Annotated in this window: 14 protein-coding genes; 7 read left to right on the top strand and 7 right to left on the bottom strand. The window is 68.4% G+C overall.

From position 1 onward, the window contains the following. Positions 1-58: 58 nt before the first annotated feature. From OG817_RS23890 to OG817_RS23875, 4 genes are all read left to right on the top strand, one after another. Complete coding sequence (locus tag OG817_RS23890; protein ID WP_406046869.1) at positions 59-433, top strand: cupin domain-containing protein; 375 nt, start codon at positions 59-61, stop codon at positions 431-433. Further along, positions 430-804: a DUF1304 family protein gene (locus OG817_RS23885; protein WP_406046868.1), complete on the top strand. Its 375-nt coding sequence runs from the start codon at positions 430-432 to the stop codon at positions 802-804. The genes OG817_RS23890 and OG817_RS23885 overlap by 4 nt, the downstream gene beginning before the upstream one ends. A 145-nt stretch (positions 805-949) precedes the next feature. Beyond that, a complete protein-coding gene (locus OG817_RS23880; RefSeq protein WP_406046867.1) occupies positions 950-2,485 on the top strand; it encodes an alkaline phosphatase D family protein in 1,536 nt (511 codons plus the stop codon). 7 nt (positions 2,486-2,492) lie between these two features. After that, positions 2,493-3,752: a hypothetical protein gene (locus OG817_RS23875; RefSeq protein WP_406046866.1), complete on the top strand. Its 1,260-nt coding sequence runs from the start codon at positions 2,493-2,495 to the stop codon at positions 3,750-3,752. 1 nt (position 3,753) lies between these two features. On the opposite strand, the gene OG817_RS23870 is transcribed toward OG817_RS23875, so the two are convergent. Continuing rightward, on the bottom strand, positions 3,754-4,368 hold the full coding sequence (locus OG817_RS23870; protein WP_406046865.1) for an anti-sigma factor family protein: 615 nt from the start codon (positions 4,366-4,368) through the stop codon (positions 3,754-3,756). Then, positions 4,365-4,871 (bottom strand): sigma-70 family RNA polymerase sigma factor, encoded by a 507-nt coding sequence (locus OG817_RS23865; RefSeq protein ID WP_406046864.1) that lies wholly within the window; start codon positions 4,869-4,871, stop codon positions 4,365-4,367. The genes OG817_RS23870 and OG817_RS23865 overlap by 4 nt, the downstream gene beginning before the upstream one ends. 88 nt (positions 4,872-4,959) lie before the next feature. On the opposite strand from OG817_RS23865, the gene OG817_RS23860 reads away from it, so the two are divergent. Beyond that, on the top strand, positions 4,960-5,490 hold the full coding sequence (locus OG817_RS23860) for a hypothetical protein (RefSeq protein WP_406046863.1): 531 nt from the start codon (positions 4,960-4,962) through the stop codon (positions 5,488-5,490). Here the strand turns inward: OG817_RS23860 and OG817_RS23855 are convergent. Both OG817_RS23855 and OG817_RS23850 read right to left on the bottom strand, forming a co-directional pair. After that, on the bottom strand, positions 5,484-5,987 hold the full coding sequence (locus tag OG817_RS23855; protein WP_396394905.1) for a winged helix-turn-helix domain-containing protein: 504 nt from the start codon (positions 5,985-5,987) through the stop codon (positions 5,484-5,486). The two genes, OG817_RS23860 and OG817_RS23855, sit on opposite strands and share 7 nt — an antisense overlap. Beyond that, a complete protein-coding gene (locus OG817_RS23850) occupies positions 5,987-6,763 on the bottom strand; it encodes a TrmB family transcriptional regulator (RefSeq protein WP_396394904.1) in 777 nt (258 codons plus the stop codon). The genes OG817_RS23855 and OG817_RS23850 overlap by 1 nt, the downstream gene beginning before the upstream one ends. A 155-nt stretch (positions 6,764-6,918) precedes the next feature. Between OG817_RS23850 and OG817_RS23845 the strand changes: the two genes are divergently transcribed. After that, positions 6,919-10,941, top strand: coding sequence for a S8 family serine peptidase (locus OG817_RS23845; protein WP_406046862.1), 4,023 nt, complete (start codon positions 6,919-6,921; stop codon positions 10,939-10,941). A gap of 6 nt (positions 10,942-10,947) precedes the next feature. Here OG817_RS23845 and OG817_RS23840 read toward each other — a convergent pair whose 3' ends face one another. Next, positions 10,948-11,484 (bottom strand): YbhB/YbcL family Raf kinase inhibitor-like protein, encoded by a 537-nt coding sequence (locus OG817_RS23840; protein ID WP_406046861.1) that lies wholly within the window; start codon positions 11,482-11,484, stop codon positions 10,948-10,950. Between the two features lie 80 nt (positions 11,485-11,564). Continuing rightward, complete coding sequence (locus OG817_RS23835) at positions 11,565-12,836, bottom strand: phosphodiester glycosidase family protein (RefSeq protein WP_406046860.1); 1,272 nt, start codon at positions 12,834-12,836, stop codon at positions 11,565-11,567. 172 nt (positions 12,837-13,008) lie between these two features. Between OG817_RS23835 and OG817_RS23830 the strand changes: the two genes are divergently transcribed. Beyond that, positions 13,009-13,935, top strand: a complete 927-nt coding sequence (locus OG817_RS23830; RefSeq protein ID WP_406046859.1) for an AEC family transporter — start codon at positions 13,009-13,011, stop codon at positions 13,933-13,935. A gap of 4 nt (positions 13,936-13,939) precedes the next feature. Here the strand turns inward: OG817_RS23830 and OG817_RS23825 are convergent, their stop codons facing one another. Then, positions 13,940-14,737: a hypothetical protein gene (locus tag OG817_RS23825; RefSeq protein WP_406046858.1), complete on the bottom strand. Its 798-nt coding sequence runs from the start codon at positions 14,735-14,737 to the stop codon at positions 13,940-13,942. Positions 14,738-14,778 lie beyond the last annotated feature (41 nt).

The following is a 14,778-nucleotide window of genomic DNA, read 5'->3' as shown; positions in this document are numbered from 1 at the left end:
CGCCGCTCACCGCTGCCTACCGTCGCAGCCAGACAGTCGCAGCCACAAGGGAGGCATCATGAACGAGTCGGTACACCTGAGCACAGCCGGGACGGGCGCGGAGTACGCCGCCCCGGACGCGATCGTGACGGTCAAGGTCGCCAGCGAGCACACCGGCGCGCAGTACGAGGTGTTCGAGATCGACGCACCGCGCGCCCCGGCCGCGCCACCGCACAGCGAGTCCTGGAGCAAGGCGTTCTACGTCCTGACCGGCCGGATCCTCGTGCAGGCAGGCGATCAGGGCTATGACCTCGGCCCGGGCTCGTCGATCAGTATCCCGGCCGGCACGCTGAACACGTTCTCCGTGCTCACGCCATCGGCCAAGTTCCTCGCCATCAGCCAGACCGGCCGGATGAGCGCGCTCTTCGCCGAGCTCGCCGAGGTGCGGTCATGAGTACGGCGACGCAGGTGCTGGCGATCGTGATCGCGGTGATGCTCGTGTCGGTGTTCGTGATGGAGTCGTTCCTGTACCGGAACCCGCGGCTGTACCCGATGTTCCTGACCAAGCCTCGCGACTTCGACGCGGTCCGCTTGTGGACCGTGAACATAGGCTTCTACAACCTGACCACAGCGATCGCGCTGGTAGTCGGCGTGCTGCTCGCGCGCAACGATCACGTCGCGCAAGGACAGGCGCTGGTCGTCTTCACCGCGGCTCAGCACACGTTCATGGCCGTCGTCCTGGTCGTGTCGCAGCGGAAGCTGTGGTTCAACGCGCTCCTCGAGGGAGTTCCCGCTGCGGTGCTGCTCATCCTCGCCCTCAACTGAGCAGTACGGCGCGAGGTGTAGGAAACTTACGGGTCTTGCGCAACTATGGGCATCAAGCACCATCACTCAAGGTTCTCCGGATGTCACCATCAGCTTCATCCAGCCGGGGACCCTGCCGCCCTGAGTACCCGTGAAGGTGAGGCTCATGAGCCCAATCAGTCGCAGAACCCTTGTCCTCGGCGGACTCGCCGCAGCCGGCGTCAGCGCCCTGCCGGTCCGCTCGGCCGTGATCGCGGCGACCGCCGCCGTCCCGTACCCGTTCCAGCTCGGCATCGCGTCCGGTGAGCCCGACGCGAACAGCGTCGTGCTGTGGACCCGGCTGGCCCCCTCGCCGCTGAACGCCGACGGCCACGGCGGGATGACCGACACGAACATCGTCGTCGACTGGCAGGTGTCCACCACCGACACCTTCAGCACGCTGGTCGCCAGCGGCCAGGTCACCGCGACGTACGCGACCGCCCACTCCGTCCATGTCGTCGCCGGCAATCTGAACCCCGACTCCGACTACTTCTACCGATTCCGTGCCCAAGGCCACGTCTCGCCGGTCGGCCGCACCCGGACCACGCCCGCGATCGGCGCAGCCGGACGCGACCTGACGATGGCGTTCACCTCCTGCTCGCACTACGAGGAGGGCTACTACACCGTCTATCGCCGGATGGCCGAGGAGAACCCGGGCGTCATCCTGCACCTGGGCGACTACATCTACGAGTACGGCGCGACCTCCGGGCGGCCGCGGCTGCACCTGGGGGCCGAGATCGTGACGATCGCGGACTACCGGCGGCGGTACGCGCAGTACAAGACCGACCCGGATCTGCAGGCCGCGCACGCGGTCGCGCCGTGGATCGCCGTACCGGACGACCACGAGGTGGAGAACAACTACGCGGGCACGATCCGCGAGAACAACACTCCGGCACTGACGGCCGCGCAGTGGACCGCACGGCGGTCGGCGGCGTACCAGGCGTACTACGAGAACATGCCGCTGCGGCCGGCTCAGGCCAACAGCGGCAACAGCATCCCGCTGTACCGGCGGCTGCGTTGGGGGAGTCTGGCAACGTTCCACATGCTCGACACCCGCCAGTACCGCAATGACCAGGCCTGCGGCGACGGCTGGAAGATCTGCTCGGACGCGGACCTTGCCTCGCGCAGCCTGCCCGGCAATGCGCAGGAGACCTGGCTGCTCGACGGTCTGAACCAGCACCTGGGCACCTGGGACATCATCGGTCAGCAGGTGTTCTTCGCGCGGCGGTTCAACTCGACCGGCGCGAGCATGGACTCGTGGGACGGCTACCGCGCGTCCCGGGCCCGGATCCAGCAGGGTTGGGTCGACCGCGGTACGCGCAACCCCGTCGTACTGACCGGCGACGTGCACCGCGCGTGGGCGAACGATCTCAAGGCCGACTACAACAACGTGAACTCTGCGACCATCGGCACCGAGCTCGTCACCAGTTCGGTCACGTCCAGCGGTGACGGCGACGCCTCCACCACGGTTCCTGACGCCGGGACCAACCCGTGGCTGAAGTTCTACAGCAACCGGCGCGGGTACATCCGGGCGACGCTCAGCCCGACGCAGATGCGGACCGACTTCCGCGCGGTAGCGAAGGTGTCGGAGCACGGCGCCGCCGCCACGACACTCAAGTCGTTCGTCGTCCAAGAGGGCCAACCCGGCCTGCAGGCTGTGTGAGGGGATCATGAGGCTTTCCGCAGCTGCTGTCGCAGCCATCACCCTGCTGTCGTCCGCCGTACTCGCCGCTCCCAGTGCAGACGCGCACATCGCCGCACCGACCTGGGTGACCGCCAACAGTGTGTCGACCGGTGACCAGGACGCGCCGTCGATCGCGACCAACCGCAACGGCTATGTGGCCGTGGCGTGGGAGGACGACCGCGACACCGACAACGCGACCGACAACGTGCACAGCGAGATCTTCGTGCGGGTGTACCACAACGGGACCGCGCTGTACGAGAAGAAGGTGTCCGCCGCCGGCAGCAGTGGGGTGACGAACTGGCGCCACCTGCACCCGGACGTCGGCCTGGACGACAAGGGCAACGCGGTCGTGGTGTGGCAGGACGACCCGGACGGCAACGGCTTCTACAACATCCCGTACCGCGTCCTGAACACCGCGGGCACCGTGACCGCATCGGGCAACGCCAACACCAGCGCCGACGGCCAGCAGATCAACCCGCGGGTGTCGGTTGATCCGGACGGTGCACCGTCGAGTGCGGCGGTCGCGTTCACCGTTGTGTGGGAGGACATCCAGACCGGCACTCAACCGACGGTCAAGGCGGCCGGGTTCACAGGTCCGACGACCCGCGCCTGGGAAGTCACCGCGTCGACCACGACCGGCCAGCACCACAACCCGGATGTCGCGGCGTCGGCCTCCGGCGATGCGGTTCTCGTCTGGGAGGACGACGGCGACGCCAACGCATCGTACGAGGTCGGGCTGATCCGGCTCGCCCGGACCAACGGTGCGGCCACGCTGTCCCGCCGGGTCGCGAACTCCAACACCACTGGTCAGCAAACGCATCCAGCGGTGGCGGCGAACTTCAACGGTGACTTCGCGGTCGCGTGGGAGTCCGACCACACCGGCACCGCGGGGTCCTGGACGCGCAACTTCACTTCGACCGGCACGGCCCGGTACGCCGACGTCCAGGTCGCGACCGGCGCCAAGGCACCGTCGATCGGCATCGACGACCAGGCCCAGACGGTCGTCGGCTGGACGGTTCAGGCCACCGACCTCGATGTCTGGGTGCGCGGCTTCGGCACCACCGGCACGGACACCGGCCGGCTGTCGGCGCAACAGCTCAGCTCGGTCCCGGACCTGCGCCAGGAACAGATGACAGTGGCCGTCTCACCGTTCGCCGAGGTCGCTGTCGCCTACACCGACGACAACGACGGCAACACGTACGACCAGATCTATCTGGGCACCGGAATCTCCAACAACAGCTGGTGATTCAACGCGTCTCCGGGGACACCGTGCTCAGCACTGTGTTCCCGGAGGTCACCACCTCGAGCCGCTCGATGTCCTTCAGCGCGATCGACGTACTCGCCGGGACGTTGGCCTTGTAGGTGCTCGTGGTCGCCCACCAGCCCGCGGTCTCCACGCTGCCGTCCCGGCCGTGGACGAGGAGCTCGCAGTGCTCCCCGGGCTTCAGATCGGTCATCCGCAACTGGATGTCGGTACCCCAGCCCTTGCTGGTCAGCTCCGCCGTCGTGTCGATCCCACTCACGCCGTTCGTCGCCGTCCACGTCACCGAGTCCGGAGTGTTGATCGCTTGCCAGCCCACCACCCCGCCGGCCGTCACCACCGCGACGGTGGCCGCCGCAGCCAGGATCCACCGACGGGTACGTCGTACCGGACGTGGGGGGAGTGGGAGTGGCGCCGGATCCTCCGCCTCGATGTCTTCGGGCGGAACGGTGTGCAACAGGCCGGGGAGAGGTGCGAACTGGAGCAACGCCTCGCGACAGGACGCACACGTGCGCAGGTGCTGATCAGTGGCGTGGCGCTCCGCGCTGTCCAGGGCACCAAGGACGTAGGCCCCGATAGCGATGGTCTCCGGACACTTCATGACCCGGTCACTCCCCGTTCCTCCAGCGCGGCCCGCAACGCGTGCAGCGCGTAATAGCTCCTCGACTTCACCGTCCCGGGCGGGATCCCCAGCACGACGGCGGCTTCCGCGACGGTCCGCCGCCGGTAGAACAGTTCGACGATCACCCGCAGGTGGTCGTGACTCAGCTCGTGCAGAACCTCGGCCACTTGCCAGGCCTGCAGGACCCGGTCGATGTCGTCGGCCTCGGCCGCCGGGTCGCGCCGCCCGTCCAACGGCACCTCGGTGACGCGGGCCACGCGTTTGCGCCGCCCGGAGATGACGAGGTTGCGCGCCACCGTGAACAGCCACGGACCGGCCCGTTCCGGATCCAGCTGGTCCGCATGTGTCCAGGCCCGGGCCATCGTCTCCTGCACGATGTCCTCGGCGTACTGGTGATCGCCGCCCACCGAACGCAGGACGTAGCCGAACAACGGTCGCCGGTACCTGTCGTACAGCGCGCGGATCACCGTTTCGTCATCCACACAAGGAGATACGCGCCAGAGCCGTCGAAGGTTCAACTGAACCATCTCCGGAGCGCGTGCGTAGTTGTCCCGGAGAGGAGAACATCCCATGAGAGCTTTCAATCTGTTGCTCGGGGCAACCGCGGCGCTGGCCACGCTGACCGCGTGCGGTGCCGGTGGCAGCAACCAGCAGGCCGCCGGTGACCAACCTGCCCCTGCGGCGAACGGCGCCGTGTCGGTCAAGGACGTGAGCGGTATCGGCCAGACCCTGGTCGATCCGGCCGGCAAGACCGTCTACTTCGCGGACCAGGAGGCCGGCGGCATGATCAAGTGCACGGCCGGCTGCCTGGAATTCTGGATACCGGTCGAGGGAACGGACAGCGCGGCCAAGGCCATGGACGGTCTCGGGGTCGTCCAGCGGTCCGACACCGGCAAGAGCCAGCTCACCTTCCAGGGCAAGCCGCTGTACACCTTCCGCCTCGACACCGCAGCGGGCCAGCACAAGGGCCAGGACCTGACCGACGAGTTCGACGGCGCCAGCTTCACCTGGCACGCCGCCACCACCACGGCCGCGGCTCCCTCGCCGGCTCCGTCGACCTCGTCCGGCTCCGGCAACGGCAACGGGGGCTATGGCTACTGACCGCGGATCAGCCGGAGGTCCTTCCCGTCGACCAGGCGGAAGCCGAGGCCGCGCGCGGCGTCGATGTGGACCAGGACGCCGGCCAGCCGCAGCTTGGCCCGGAGGCGCTTGATCACCGACTGCACGGCCGCGGGTCCGGTGAAGTACGAACCGTCCCAGGCCCGGTCGTGCAGTTGCTGGTACGTCCAGATCCGGCCGGGCCGCTCCGCCAGGCACGCGAGAACCTTCAACTCGTGCGGTGTCAACGGCAACGGCACGCCGTGCCAGGTCGCCTCGTGATCGTCCAGGCGCAGACCGCCTACGCGTACGACGGACGCGTCGCCGGCGGGATGGCCTCCGCCGGATCCGCGGAACTGGCGGAGGAACTGACCGGCGACAGTGGGGTCGGACGCGACTACGAGCACACCAATGCCGTCGAACTGGGCGGCGAGCCGGCTGCGCTCCTCGGGACTGCTGGCGATACAGACGACGACCGGGACAGCGGCGGTGCCGTCCATCAGGCCTGCTTCAGTGGTTCGGAGGCGCTCCACAACGTGTCGAAGAGGAACTCGAGTGCGGCCGCGAGTTCGTCGTTGCGGACGATGATCGCGACCACGCCGGTGACCCCCGGCGCGACCAGTGGCATCACCACGGTGTGCGCGTCGAACAGGGCGAACTTCATCGGCAGCGCGCCCGGATACACTCGCGCCTGCTCGCCTCCCGACGTCCAGGACGGCAGGTTCTTCGCGACCACCGGATCGGCGAGGATCGCCTTGTCGTAGATCGCCCGGGCCCGGACGCCCCGCCGGAGCGCGCCGAGCTCGCCCTCGTTCGAGCCGCCGACCTGGAGCGGTCCGCGGACGACCACATCGATGCTCTCGCGTGCCTCGGACTGGAGCCGGTCGAACCGCTGACCGACCAGGCTCGGGGTGCGGAGGATCTCGACGAGTTCGCCGTCCGCGCCGGTGCTCTGCTCGAACAACTTGGACAGGTCCGGCAACACCTGCTCGACCTGCTGCTTGCGGTTCTCGAGCTCCTGCTGCTCGCGTTCCAGCAGCGCGGCCAAGGCCCGGTCCGGGGGAGCGGCGTGGTAGCGGCTGCTGTAGCCGGCGCCCGCGTCGATGAGTCCTTTGTCGACGAGGGAACGCAGTACCAGGTAGACGCTGCTGCGCGAGGTCCCGGTCCGGTCGGCGATGGTCGCGGCGGGCAGTGGCGCCTCGCCGAGCAGACAGAGGTAGACCTTGGCCTCGGTCTTCGACAGACCCAGCTTTTCCAGCAACGACTCCGTGTCCATCTGGCTCCCTCCCGGACGTCCTGGCTCCAGTCAACAAGTTCTCCAGTCGCTGGACGACATCTGCCCACAAAGTGCCGACAGTTTGCCCCGCTTTCTGCCGCCGAGGCGACATAAAGTCACCGGCCACCCTGCCATTTCCACGGAAAGGTCGGCATATGAGACTCCGGGCGGCCGTCATCGCCTGCATCGCACTGCTCGCAACCTTGCTCAGCGCTCCGGCCCGGGCGAATCCACTGGTGGCAACCTCGCCGGCCGGGACGCCGCGGGCGGACAAGATCCAGGCGGCACTACGGGACCAGTTGACCCGCAAGTCGGTCGCTCCCGTCGCCTTCTGGGTCCGGTTCGGCACTCAGCCGGACCTGTCGAAGGCCGCCGCCATCGACGACTGGAAGGCGCGTGGCACGGCGGTCGCCGAGGCGCTGCAGCGCGCCGCCCAGTCGTCGCAACATGACATCCGGGCCCAGCTCGACGCGGCTGGGACGTCGTACCAGTCGTTCTGGGCGACGAACGCGATCCGCGTCACCGGCGGCAGCTTGGCGATGGCCGAGCAACTCGCCGCGTCGGCCGACGTCGAGGGGCTGTACGCCACGACGTCGTACCAGCCGCCCGAACTGGACAAGAAGACCGCGGCGGGGAAAGAGGCCGCGGCGGTCGAGTGGGGTATCGCGAACATCAATGCCGACGACGTGTGGAACCAGTACGGCGACCGAGGCGCCGGGATCACCGTTGCCAGCATCGACAGCGGTGTGCAGTACGACCATCCCGCCCTGGTCCAGCAGTACCGCGGCACGAAGCCGGACGGGACGTTCGACCACAACTACAACTGGTTTGACGCGGCCGGCACCTGCGGACCGGTGCCGTGCGACCACAACGGTCACGGCACCCACACGATGGGCACGATGATCGGCGCCGACGGCATCGGGGTCGCACCCGAGGCGAACTGGATCGCGGCGAACGGGTGCTGCCCGAGCGACGCGTCGCTGATCGCGTCGGGCCAGTGGATGCTGCAGCCGACCGACCTGGCCGGGCAGAACCCCGACGCCGGCCGTCGCCCGCAGATCATCAACAACTCCTGGGGCAGCGAGACACCGTCGAACGATCCGTTCATGGAGGACATCACCAAGGCGTGGGCGGCGTCCGGCATATTCGCGGTGTGGTCCAACGGGAACAACGGCCTCAGCTGCCACACCAGCGGCTCACCGGGCAGCCTGGCGTCGAACTACTCGACCGGCGCGTACGACGTGAACAACACGATCGCGGACTTCTCCAGCCGCGGCAGCGGCCAGGACGGTGTCACCAAGCCGAACCTGTCCGCACCTGGTGTCGACGTCCGGTCGTCCGTTCCGGGCGGCTACGCCTACGCCAGTGGTACCTCGATGGCCGCACCACACGTGGCCGGCTCGGTAGCACTGCTGTGGTCGGCGGCCCCCGGGCTGGTGGGTGATGTCGACGCGACGCGCGCGCTGCTCGACGGGAGCAGCGCGGATACGCCGGACGGACAGTGTGGCGGGACAGATGCCGACAACAACGTGTACGGCGAGGGCCGGTTGAACGCGTTGGCGTTGGTGGACTCCGCACCGGTGGGCGACACCGGAACGCTGGCCGTCGCGGTGACGGACTCACGGACCGGCAAGGCGATTCCGTCGGCCGGGTTGAAGATCACCGGGCCTGTCAGCCGGGAGCGCACGGCCGGCGACGACGGGAAGTACTCGCTGCCGCTTCCGGTCGGCACGTACAGCGTCGCGGCGTCCTCGTTCGGGTACGACGGCGGGACCGCGCAGGTGACTGTCACCGCGGGGAAGACGACTCAGGTGGCGGTGCGGCTGCGCTCGATGCCGCGGGTCACGGTGTCGGGAACGGTCGAGGACGGATCCGGTCAAGGCTGGCCGCTGTACGCCAAGCTCACGGTCGACGACGTGCCGGGTGGAGTCTTCTACACCAAGCCGGAGGACGGTCGCTACAGCTTCGAGTTGCCCGCCAACGCGTCGTACAGCTACAAGGTCGAGGCGGTCTATCCGGGGTACCGGACCGGCTCCGTGGCGATCGATGTCCGCGGACAGGATGTCAGGCGGGATGTGTCGCTGACGGTTGATCCGGACTCGTGTGTTGCCCCTGGCTACAGCTATGCCGGAGTCTCGACGGACTTCGATCACGGTCAGCCGGCTGGCTGGACAAACGACGGATGGCGGTTCGACGATCCGTACCGGACGAGAAACCGGACCGGCGGCAACGGTGGGTTCGCGGTCGGGCAGACTCCGGGCAGTCCGGTCGTGCTCGACGCGAGTCTGGTGTCGCCGGCGCTGGATCTGCGCAGCCGGAAGTCGCCGGCGATCACGTTCCGGCAGAACCTCCATTCACTCAGCGAGAACAGCGACGTCGATCTGAGTCTGGACGGTGGCACGACCTGGCAGACGGTGCTGGACCAGCCGGATGACGTACAGCCGGAGCGGACCGTCGTACCGATCCCGCAGGCTGCCGGCAAGGACGGCGTCCGGGTCCGGTTCCACTACTGGGACGCGAAGTACAACACCTACTTCTGGCAGGTCGACGACGTGTTCGTCGGTGACCTGACCTGCGGTCCGGTGACCGGCGGTCTGGTGCTCGGACAGGTCAGTGACCGGAACACCGGCGCGGTGCTCAACGGCGCATCGGTTCAGCTTGCGGATCGGACCGTCCGGACCGCGGCGACGCCGGCCGATGGCGGACTGGGCGACGGCTTCTACTGGATGTTCTCGCCTGCCGGACGTCAGACAGTGGGCACGAGCTTCGTCGACTACCAGGACAGCTCCGAGCGGGTGCAGGTGCAGAGCCGGCGGATCAGCCGGGTCGACCTCCGGCTGTCGGCCGGGGAACTGTCTGTGAAACCTGGTGCCGTGACCATGGACGTCAAGGCGGGCGGCGTCGCGACAGCCCGGTTCACGGTGCAGAACACCGGGACCGCTCCGGCCGAGATCAGCTTCGGCGAACGGCAGGTCGTGGCCGCTGGCAACAGTGCCTTGATTGCTGGCAGCAACAGTGTGGCCCGGGTGGCAGGTGACTACTCGCCGCTGGCGTTGGCGCGTGATGGCCTGGATGCGAAGGGGCAGGGGGCTGGGGCGCCGGCGGCTGGGCCGTGGGTCGATCTGACTCACTACCCGACCCGGATCATGGACAACACCGTTGGTGAGGTCGGCGGGCTGGTGTACTCCGTCGGCGGCGTCGACGGGCGGCTGACCACCGCGAAGGGCTATGTCTACAACCCGTCGACGCAGGAGTGGTCGCCGATCGCGGATCTTCCGGACGGCCGGGAGAACGCGGCCGGGGCGTTCATCGGTGACACCTTCTATGTCAGCGGCGGCTGGGGTCCCGACCTCGTCCCGTCGAAGAGCACCTTCGGCTACGACCGTCGTACCGACACCTGGACGCGGTTGGCCGACGCGCCGGATGCTCAGGCGGCCGCGGGCCGGACGGTCCTGGACGGCAAGCTGTATCTGGTCGGCGGATGTTCGAACGCGTGCGACTCGACGAACGTCCGGCGGTACGACCCGGCCACCAACACCTGGGACGTACTCGCGGCCTACCCGGAGCCGGGCGGGCATCGAGCCTGTGGGGTGCTCGAGGGGAAGGTGTACTGCGCCGGCGGGATCCGGCGCGGTGGGGCCATCTCGCAGAGCACGTTCGCGTACGACCCGGCCACGAACGTGTGGACGAAGAAGGCCAATCTGCCGATCGACCTGTGGGGGATGGGCTACACCGAGTCGTACGGACGGCTGCTGGTCTCCGGCGGGATCACCACCGTGGTCTCCGGTGGCGGCACGACCGGTGCCATCACCAACGAGGGGTTCTCCTACGACCCGGCGACCGACCGGTGGTCCGCGCTGGCTCCGTCCGGGCATGTCCTCTACCGCGGTGGCAGCGCGTGCGGGCTGAACCGGATCGGTGGATCGGCCAGGTCCGGGTTCATCCCGGTCGACTCGGCGGAACAGCTGCCGACGTACGGCGCGTGTGGCGAGACGGATGTGCCGTGGATGTCGGTCACCGGTCCATCGACGACGTTGGCTCCGGGCCGCAGCGTCACGGTGACGGTGCGGGTGAACGCCGTTGGTCTGAAGGCCGGTGTCTACTCGGCGGGCGTTTGGGTCGGGGAGAACACGCCGTACCTGGCCAAGCCGGTAGACGTCACGCTGCGGGTCCGCTGATGGTGCTCAGCGGGAGAACAGTCCGGTGAGGCGGCCGCGGGTGAGGGTTCTGTCGTCGATGGCGTTGAGGGCTTCTTCGAGGTCGGCGCCGTTGGGGAGGGCGGTTGCCTCGGAGAGGGCGTAGATGGTGAAGCGGTAGTGGTGTGTGCCGCTCGGCGGGCAGGGGCCGTAGTACTTGGCCCCGCCCGCCGAGTTCTTCGCTTGCCTGGCATCCGGCGGCGTTTCGCCTTCTGCGAGGGAGGTTGTGGTCGGCTCGAGGTCGAGCAGGACCCAGTGAGTGAACGTGCCGCGGGGTGCGTCCGGGTCGTCGACGACAACGGCGAGGGCGCCGGCGTTCTGCGGCACGTTCTTCCACCCGAGTGGCGGTGAGACGTCGTCGCCGTCGCAGGTGTACTTGCGCGGGATCGAACCGCCCTCGCGGAACGCCTGGCTGGTCACGGAGATGCTGGCGGGTGCGGTTGTGGCCGGTTCCTTCGCCTGGCCGCCGCCGCATCCGGCCGTCCCGAGGAGGACGGTCGTGCACAGCAGCAGCCGTAGTCGCACCCGCTCAGCGTCTCACGAACGTGCGAGCCTTCTCAGTGGTCGGGATGCTTAGGGGTCGGGAGGCTCAGGGGTCAGGAGGCTCAGTGGCTGGGGACGAAGACGATCGCGTCGCCGACCGCGCGCTCGGCGCCGCCGGTACCGCTCGGGTGGTTGACCAGGGTGCCGTCCTGCAGCGCCATCGCGGTCGACCCGCCGCCGTCCAGGTTGATCGAGTTCTGCAACCCCAGCGACTGCGCGACCGCGGCCGTCTCGTCCATCGTCGTCCCGACACTCGTGGTCTGCCGCCCGTCGAGCGTCGCGAGCACGATCTTTCCGTCCGGCGTCGTGCCCGCGATCGTCCTGGGGTTCCGGTCGAAGAAGCTACCGGTCCCGTCCGGTACGACGATCTCGCCGTTGGCCGTCAGCCGGTAGCGACCGGTCACGCCGTACAGGCCGCTGCGCAGCGGGACCTTGTCGCCGTCCTCGTTCGACAGGTTGAGGTCGCGGTCGAGGCATCCGCGCGACGCCACCTTCAGCAGCGCAACGGTGTCCCGCCCGGTCGCCTGCAGCGACGTCTGGCCGGCCTTCAGGCTCGTGCCCCGCGTCGTCGCCGTGCTGACCACGCATCCACGCCGGTCGAGTACGACCTCGACGCCCGCGCCGGCCGGAGTCGCCGCGGCGAACTCGGGCGTGAACAGTACGACGTCACCCGGGGACGCGCAGGTGGTCTGGTCCGGCAGGCTCGCGCAGTCGGCCGGGATCACCGGCCGGTGGTTCACGAACTCGAGCGGCAGCGTGGCGAGCGTCGCGCGGTTCCGCACCTCGCCCGACCACTGCAGGTGCCCGGCGACCACCTTGTTGCTCTTGGCATCGATCAGTAGGTTGGCCTCGGCCGGGTCGGTCAGCGGCTCGCTCAGCAGCTTGCCGTCGGAGATGCCGAGGCCGACCGGATCGCCCGGGTACAGCGGATCGGCGGTGAAGGTGAAGAACGACGCGTTGACGCCGGCCACCGCGCCCGCAGACCGGACCAGGTCCGAGGTCTTCTCGACCCTCGCCAGGTCCGGCCCGTACGTCGCCTGCAGGTGGCCCGTCGCCTTGCGGGGATCGATCCTCAGCACGCTGACGACCCACGGTCCCCGGGTCGTCGTGTTGATCTGGTCGGCGGGCGCTGGTTCGGTCCCGCGCACGATCCGGGTCAGCGTCAGGCCAGGCGCCAGTTCCTGGCTGCTGCGGGTCTCGGCCAGATCAGGGTCGCCGAGCGGCAATCCACTGCCGGCGGCGGTCGCGTTGAGGGGGAGTGCGACGCCGATCGTGGCGGCCGCCGCGACCACGGTCGCCAGCGCACCACGCACAGCTCGAGGGGAAAGAGTCATGGTCACCATCCTGTTCGTCGGTGGTGGAATCTTTCCTCTCAAGGCGCTGTCTCGTCAGCATCTGACAGGTTAACGGTTTCGTCACCTGTCCGAGGGCTGAGCGGGGCCGGGGCGGCGGATGCGTTTTCATCTACGATCCGCACGTGCCAACGTCCTCGAGTGCCTGACCGCCATGTCCGCTGTCGTCGGTGCCTTCGTCGCCTTGGTGTCTGTTGCGGTACTGGGGTACGTCGTAGGACTGATCGGCGTACTGCGGGCGCAGGACGAGTTGGTTTTGTCGCGGATGGCGTTCTTCGTGGCCACGCCGGCGCTGTTGTTCACGACGGTGGCGCGGGCGGACCTGCACGCGATCTTCTCGGTCGTCCTGCTGACCAATGTGGCCAGTCTGTTCGTGGTGCAGCTGGTGTTTCTGCTGGTCGCTGCGGTGATCTGGCGGCGGACGAGATCTCAGGCGACGATCGGTGTCCTCGCGTCGTCGTACGTGAACGCGGGCAACCTCGGCGTACCGGTGGCGGCGTACGTGCTGGGGGACGGGGCGTTGGTTGCGCCGATCGTGTTGTTCCAGTTGCTGGTGATGGCTCCGGTCGCGTTCGCCGTACTGGACGGTGATCGGCAGGGGTCCGGGCGGCGGGTGTCGTTGCGGGCCGTGGTGACGCGGCCGTTGCGGAATCCGTTGACCGTGGCGTCGCTGCTCGGGCTGCTGGTGGCTGCGCTCGGTGTGCAGCTGCCTTCGTTGCTGATGCGGCCGATCGACCTCGTGGCGGCTGCCGCGGTGCCGGTCGCGTTGGTGGCGTACGGGCTGAGCTTGAGTGGCGGTACCAAGGACTCGATCAGCTTGCGGCGGGACGTCGTACTCGCCGTGGTGCTCAAGACGGTCCTGCAACCGATCGCCGCGTATGTCTTCGGACGGTGGGTGCTCGATCTGCACGGGATCGCGCTCCTCGCGCCGACCCTGCTGGCCGCACTACCGACTGCCCAGAACGTCTACGTGTACGCCGTTCACTACCGCAGCAGCCGGACTCTCGCGCGGAGTGCCGTGCTGATCAGCACGCTGCTGTCGATTCCGATCATGATCGCGATCGCCGGATTGCTCAGCTGACCGGTCACTTCATCGCGTTGAAGGCTTCCTCGGCGACCGGCGCTACTGCGTCGACGGCCACGCCGTCGTTGCCCGATTGGGCAATCACGGTCAGCGTGTTGGAGCCGCGGTAGCACTGGGTCGGCAGGTTGCCGGCCGACTCGACGCAGGTGGCGCGGCCGACTCGCTTGATCTGGTCGGGGGTGGCACCGGAGTCGGCGAGGGTCTTGTCGATGTCGACCTTGCCGCGCAGGGCGATCACCACGAACATCCGATTGCCGTCGAGGTTCCCGTACGCCTCGACCGTTGCCTGCTTCCCGTCGTTGATGCGGCTCAGCGCCTCGCGGGTCTGGTCCAGTTGGAGCTGTCCGCGGATTTCCTGATCCGTGATCCGGTCAAGACCCGCGAGCTTGGCCGGCGGGGTGATCCCGCGCGCTGTGTTCAGCCTGTTGAGCGGCCCGAAGCCCCAGATGTAGCCCAGCAGCGCCAGCACCAGCAGCACGACCAGGATCCCGCCCACAGTCATCCAGGGACCCCGGCGAATCCGCCGCCACCACTTTTTCTTCGCGACCTTCTCCCCAGCCGCGACCTTCTCCCCAGCCGCAGCCTTCTCCCGAGCCGCGACCTTCTCTCCAGCCCCAGCCTTCGCAGGCGCATCACCCTTCTCGCCCGTCGCAGCCTTCTCACGCGCAGCAGCCGTCTCCGCATCGGCCTTCGTGGGCTTCGGGTCCTCGACCTTGGCCAGTTCTGCGGTGTCCGCCATGCCGGCGGCCGTGGTGGTAGAAGCCTTGGACGTGGGGTCCGGGGTGGTGGGGTCGCTCATACAGGCTCCTCAGGACTGGCAGGACGCACGGTTCGGCCCGA

Source organism: Kribbella sp. NBC_00889 (genome assembly GCF_045207705.1).
GTDB lineage: Bacteria > Actinomycetota > Actinomycetes > Propionibacteriales > Kribbellaceae > Kribbella.
This window is presented reverse-complemented; position numbering and strand designations above follow the sequence as displayed.

Coding starts and splice junctions, on each gene's coding strand:
- OG817_RS23890 (WP_406046869.1), top strand. CDS start 59: ATGAACGAGTCGGTACACCTGAGCACAGCCGGGACGGGCGCGGAGTAC.
- OG817_RS23885 (WP_406046868.1), top strand. CDS start 430: ATGAGTACGGCGACGCAGGTGCTGGCGATCGTGATCGCGGTGATGCTC.
- OG817_RS23880 (WP_406046867.1), top strand. CDS start 950: ATGAGCCCAATCAGTCGCAGAACCCTTGTCCTCGGCGGACTCGCCGCA.
- OG817_RS23875 (WP_406046866.1), top strand. CDS start 2,493: ATGAGGCTTTCCGCAGCTGCTGTCGCAGCCATCACCCTGCTGTCGTCC.
- OG817_RS23870 (WP_406046865.1), bottom strand. CDS start 4,368: ATGAAGTGTCCGGAGACCATCGCTATCGGGGCCTACGTCCTTGGTGCC.
- OG817_RS23860 (WP_406046863.1), top strand. CDS start 4,960: ATGAGAGCTTTCAATCTGTTGCTCGGGGCAACCGCGGCGCTGGCCACG.
- OG817_RS23855 (WP_396394905.1), bottom strand. CDS start 5,987: ATGGACGGCACCGCCGCTGTCCCGGTCGTCGTCTGTATCGCCAGCAGT.
- OG817_RS23850 (WP_396394904.1), bottom strand. CDS start 6,763: ATGGACACGGAGTCGTTGCTGGAAAAGCTGGGTCTGTCGAAGACCGAG.
- OG817_RS23845 (WP_406046862.1), top strand. CDS start 6,919: ATGAGACTCCGGGCGGCCGTCATCGCCTGCATCGCACTGCTCGCAACC.
- OG817_RS23835 (WP_406046860.1), bottom strand. CDS start 12,836: ATGACTCTTTCCCCTCGAGCTGTGCGTGGTGCGCTGGCGACCGTGGTC.
- OG817_RS23830 (WP_406046859.1), top strand. CDS start 13,009: ATGTCCGCTGTCGTCGGTGCCTTCGTCGCCTTGGTGTCTGTTGCGGTA.
- OG817_RS23825 (WP_406046858.1), bottom strand. CDS start 14,737: ATGAGCGACCCCACCACCCCGGACCCCACGTCCAAGGCTTCTACCACC.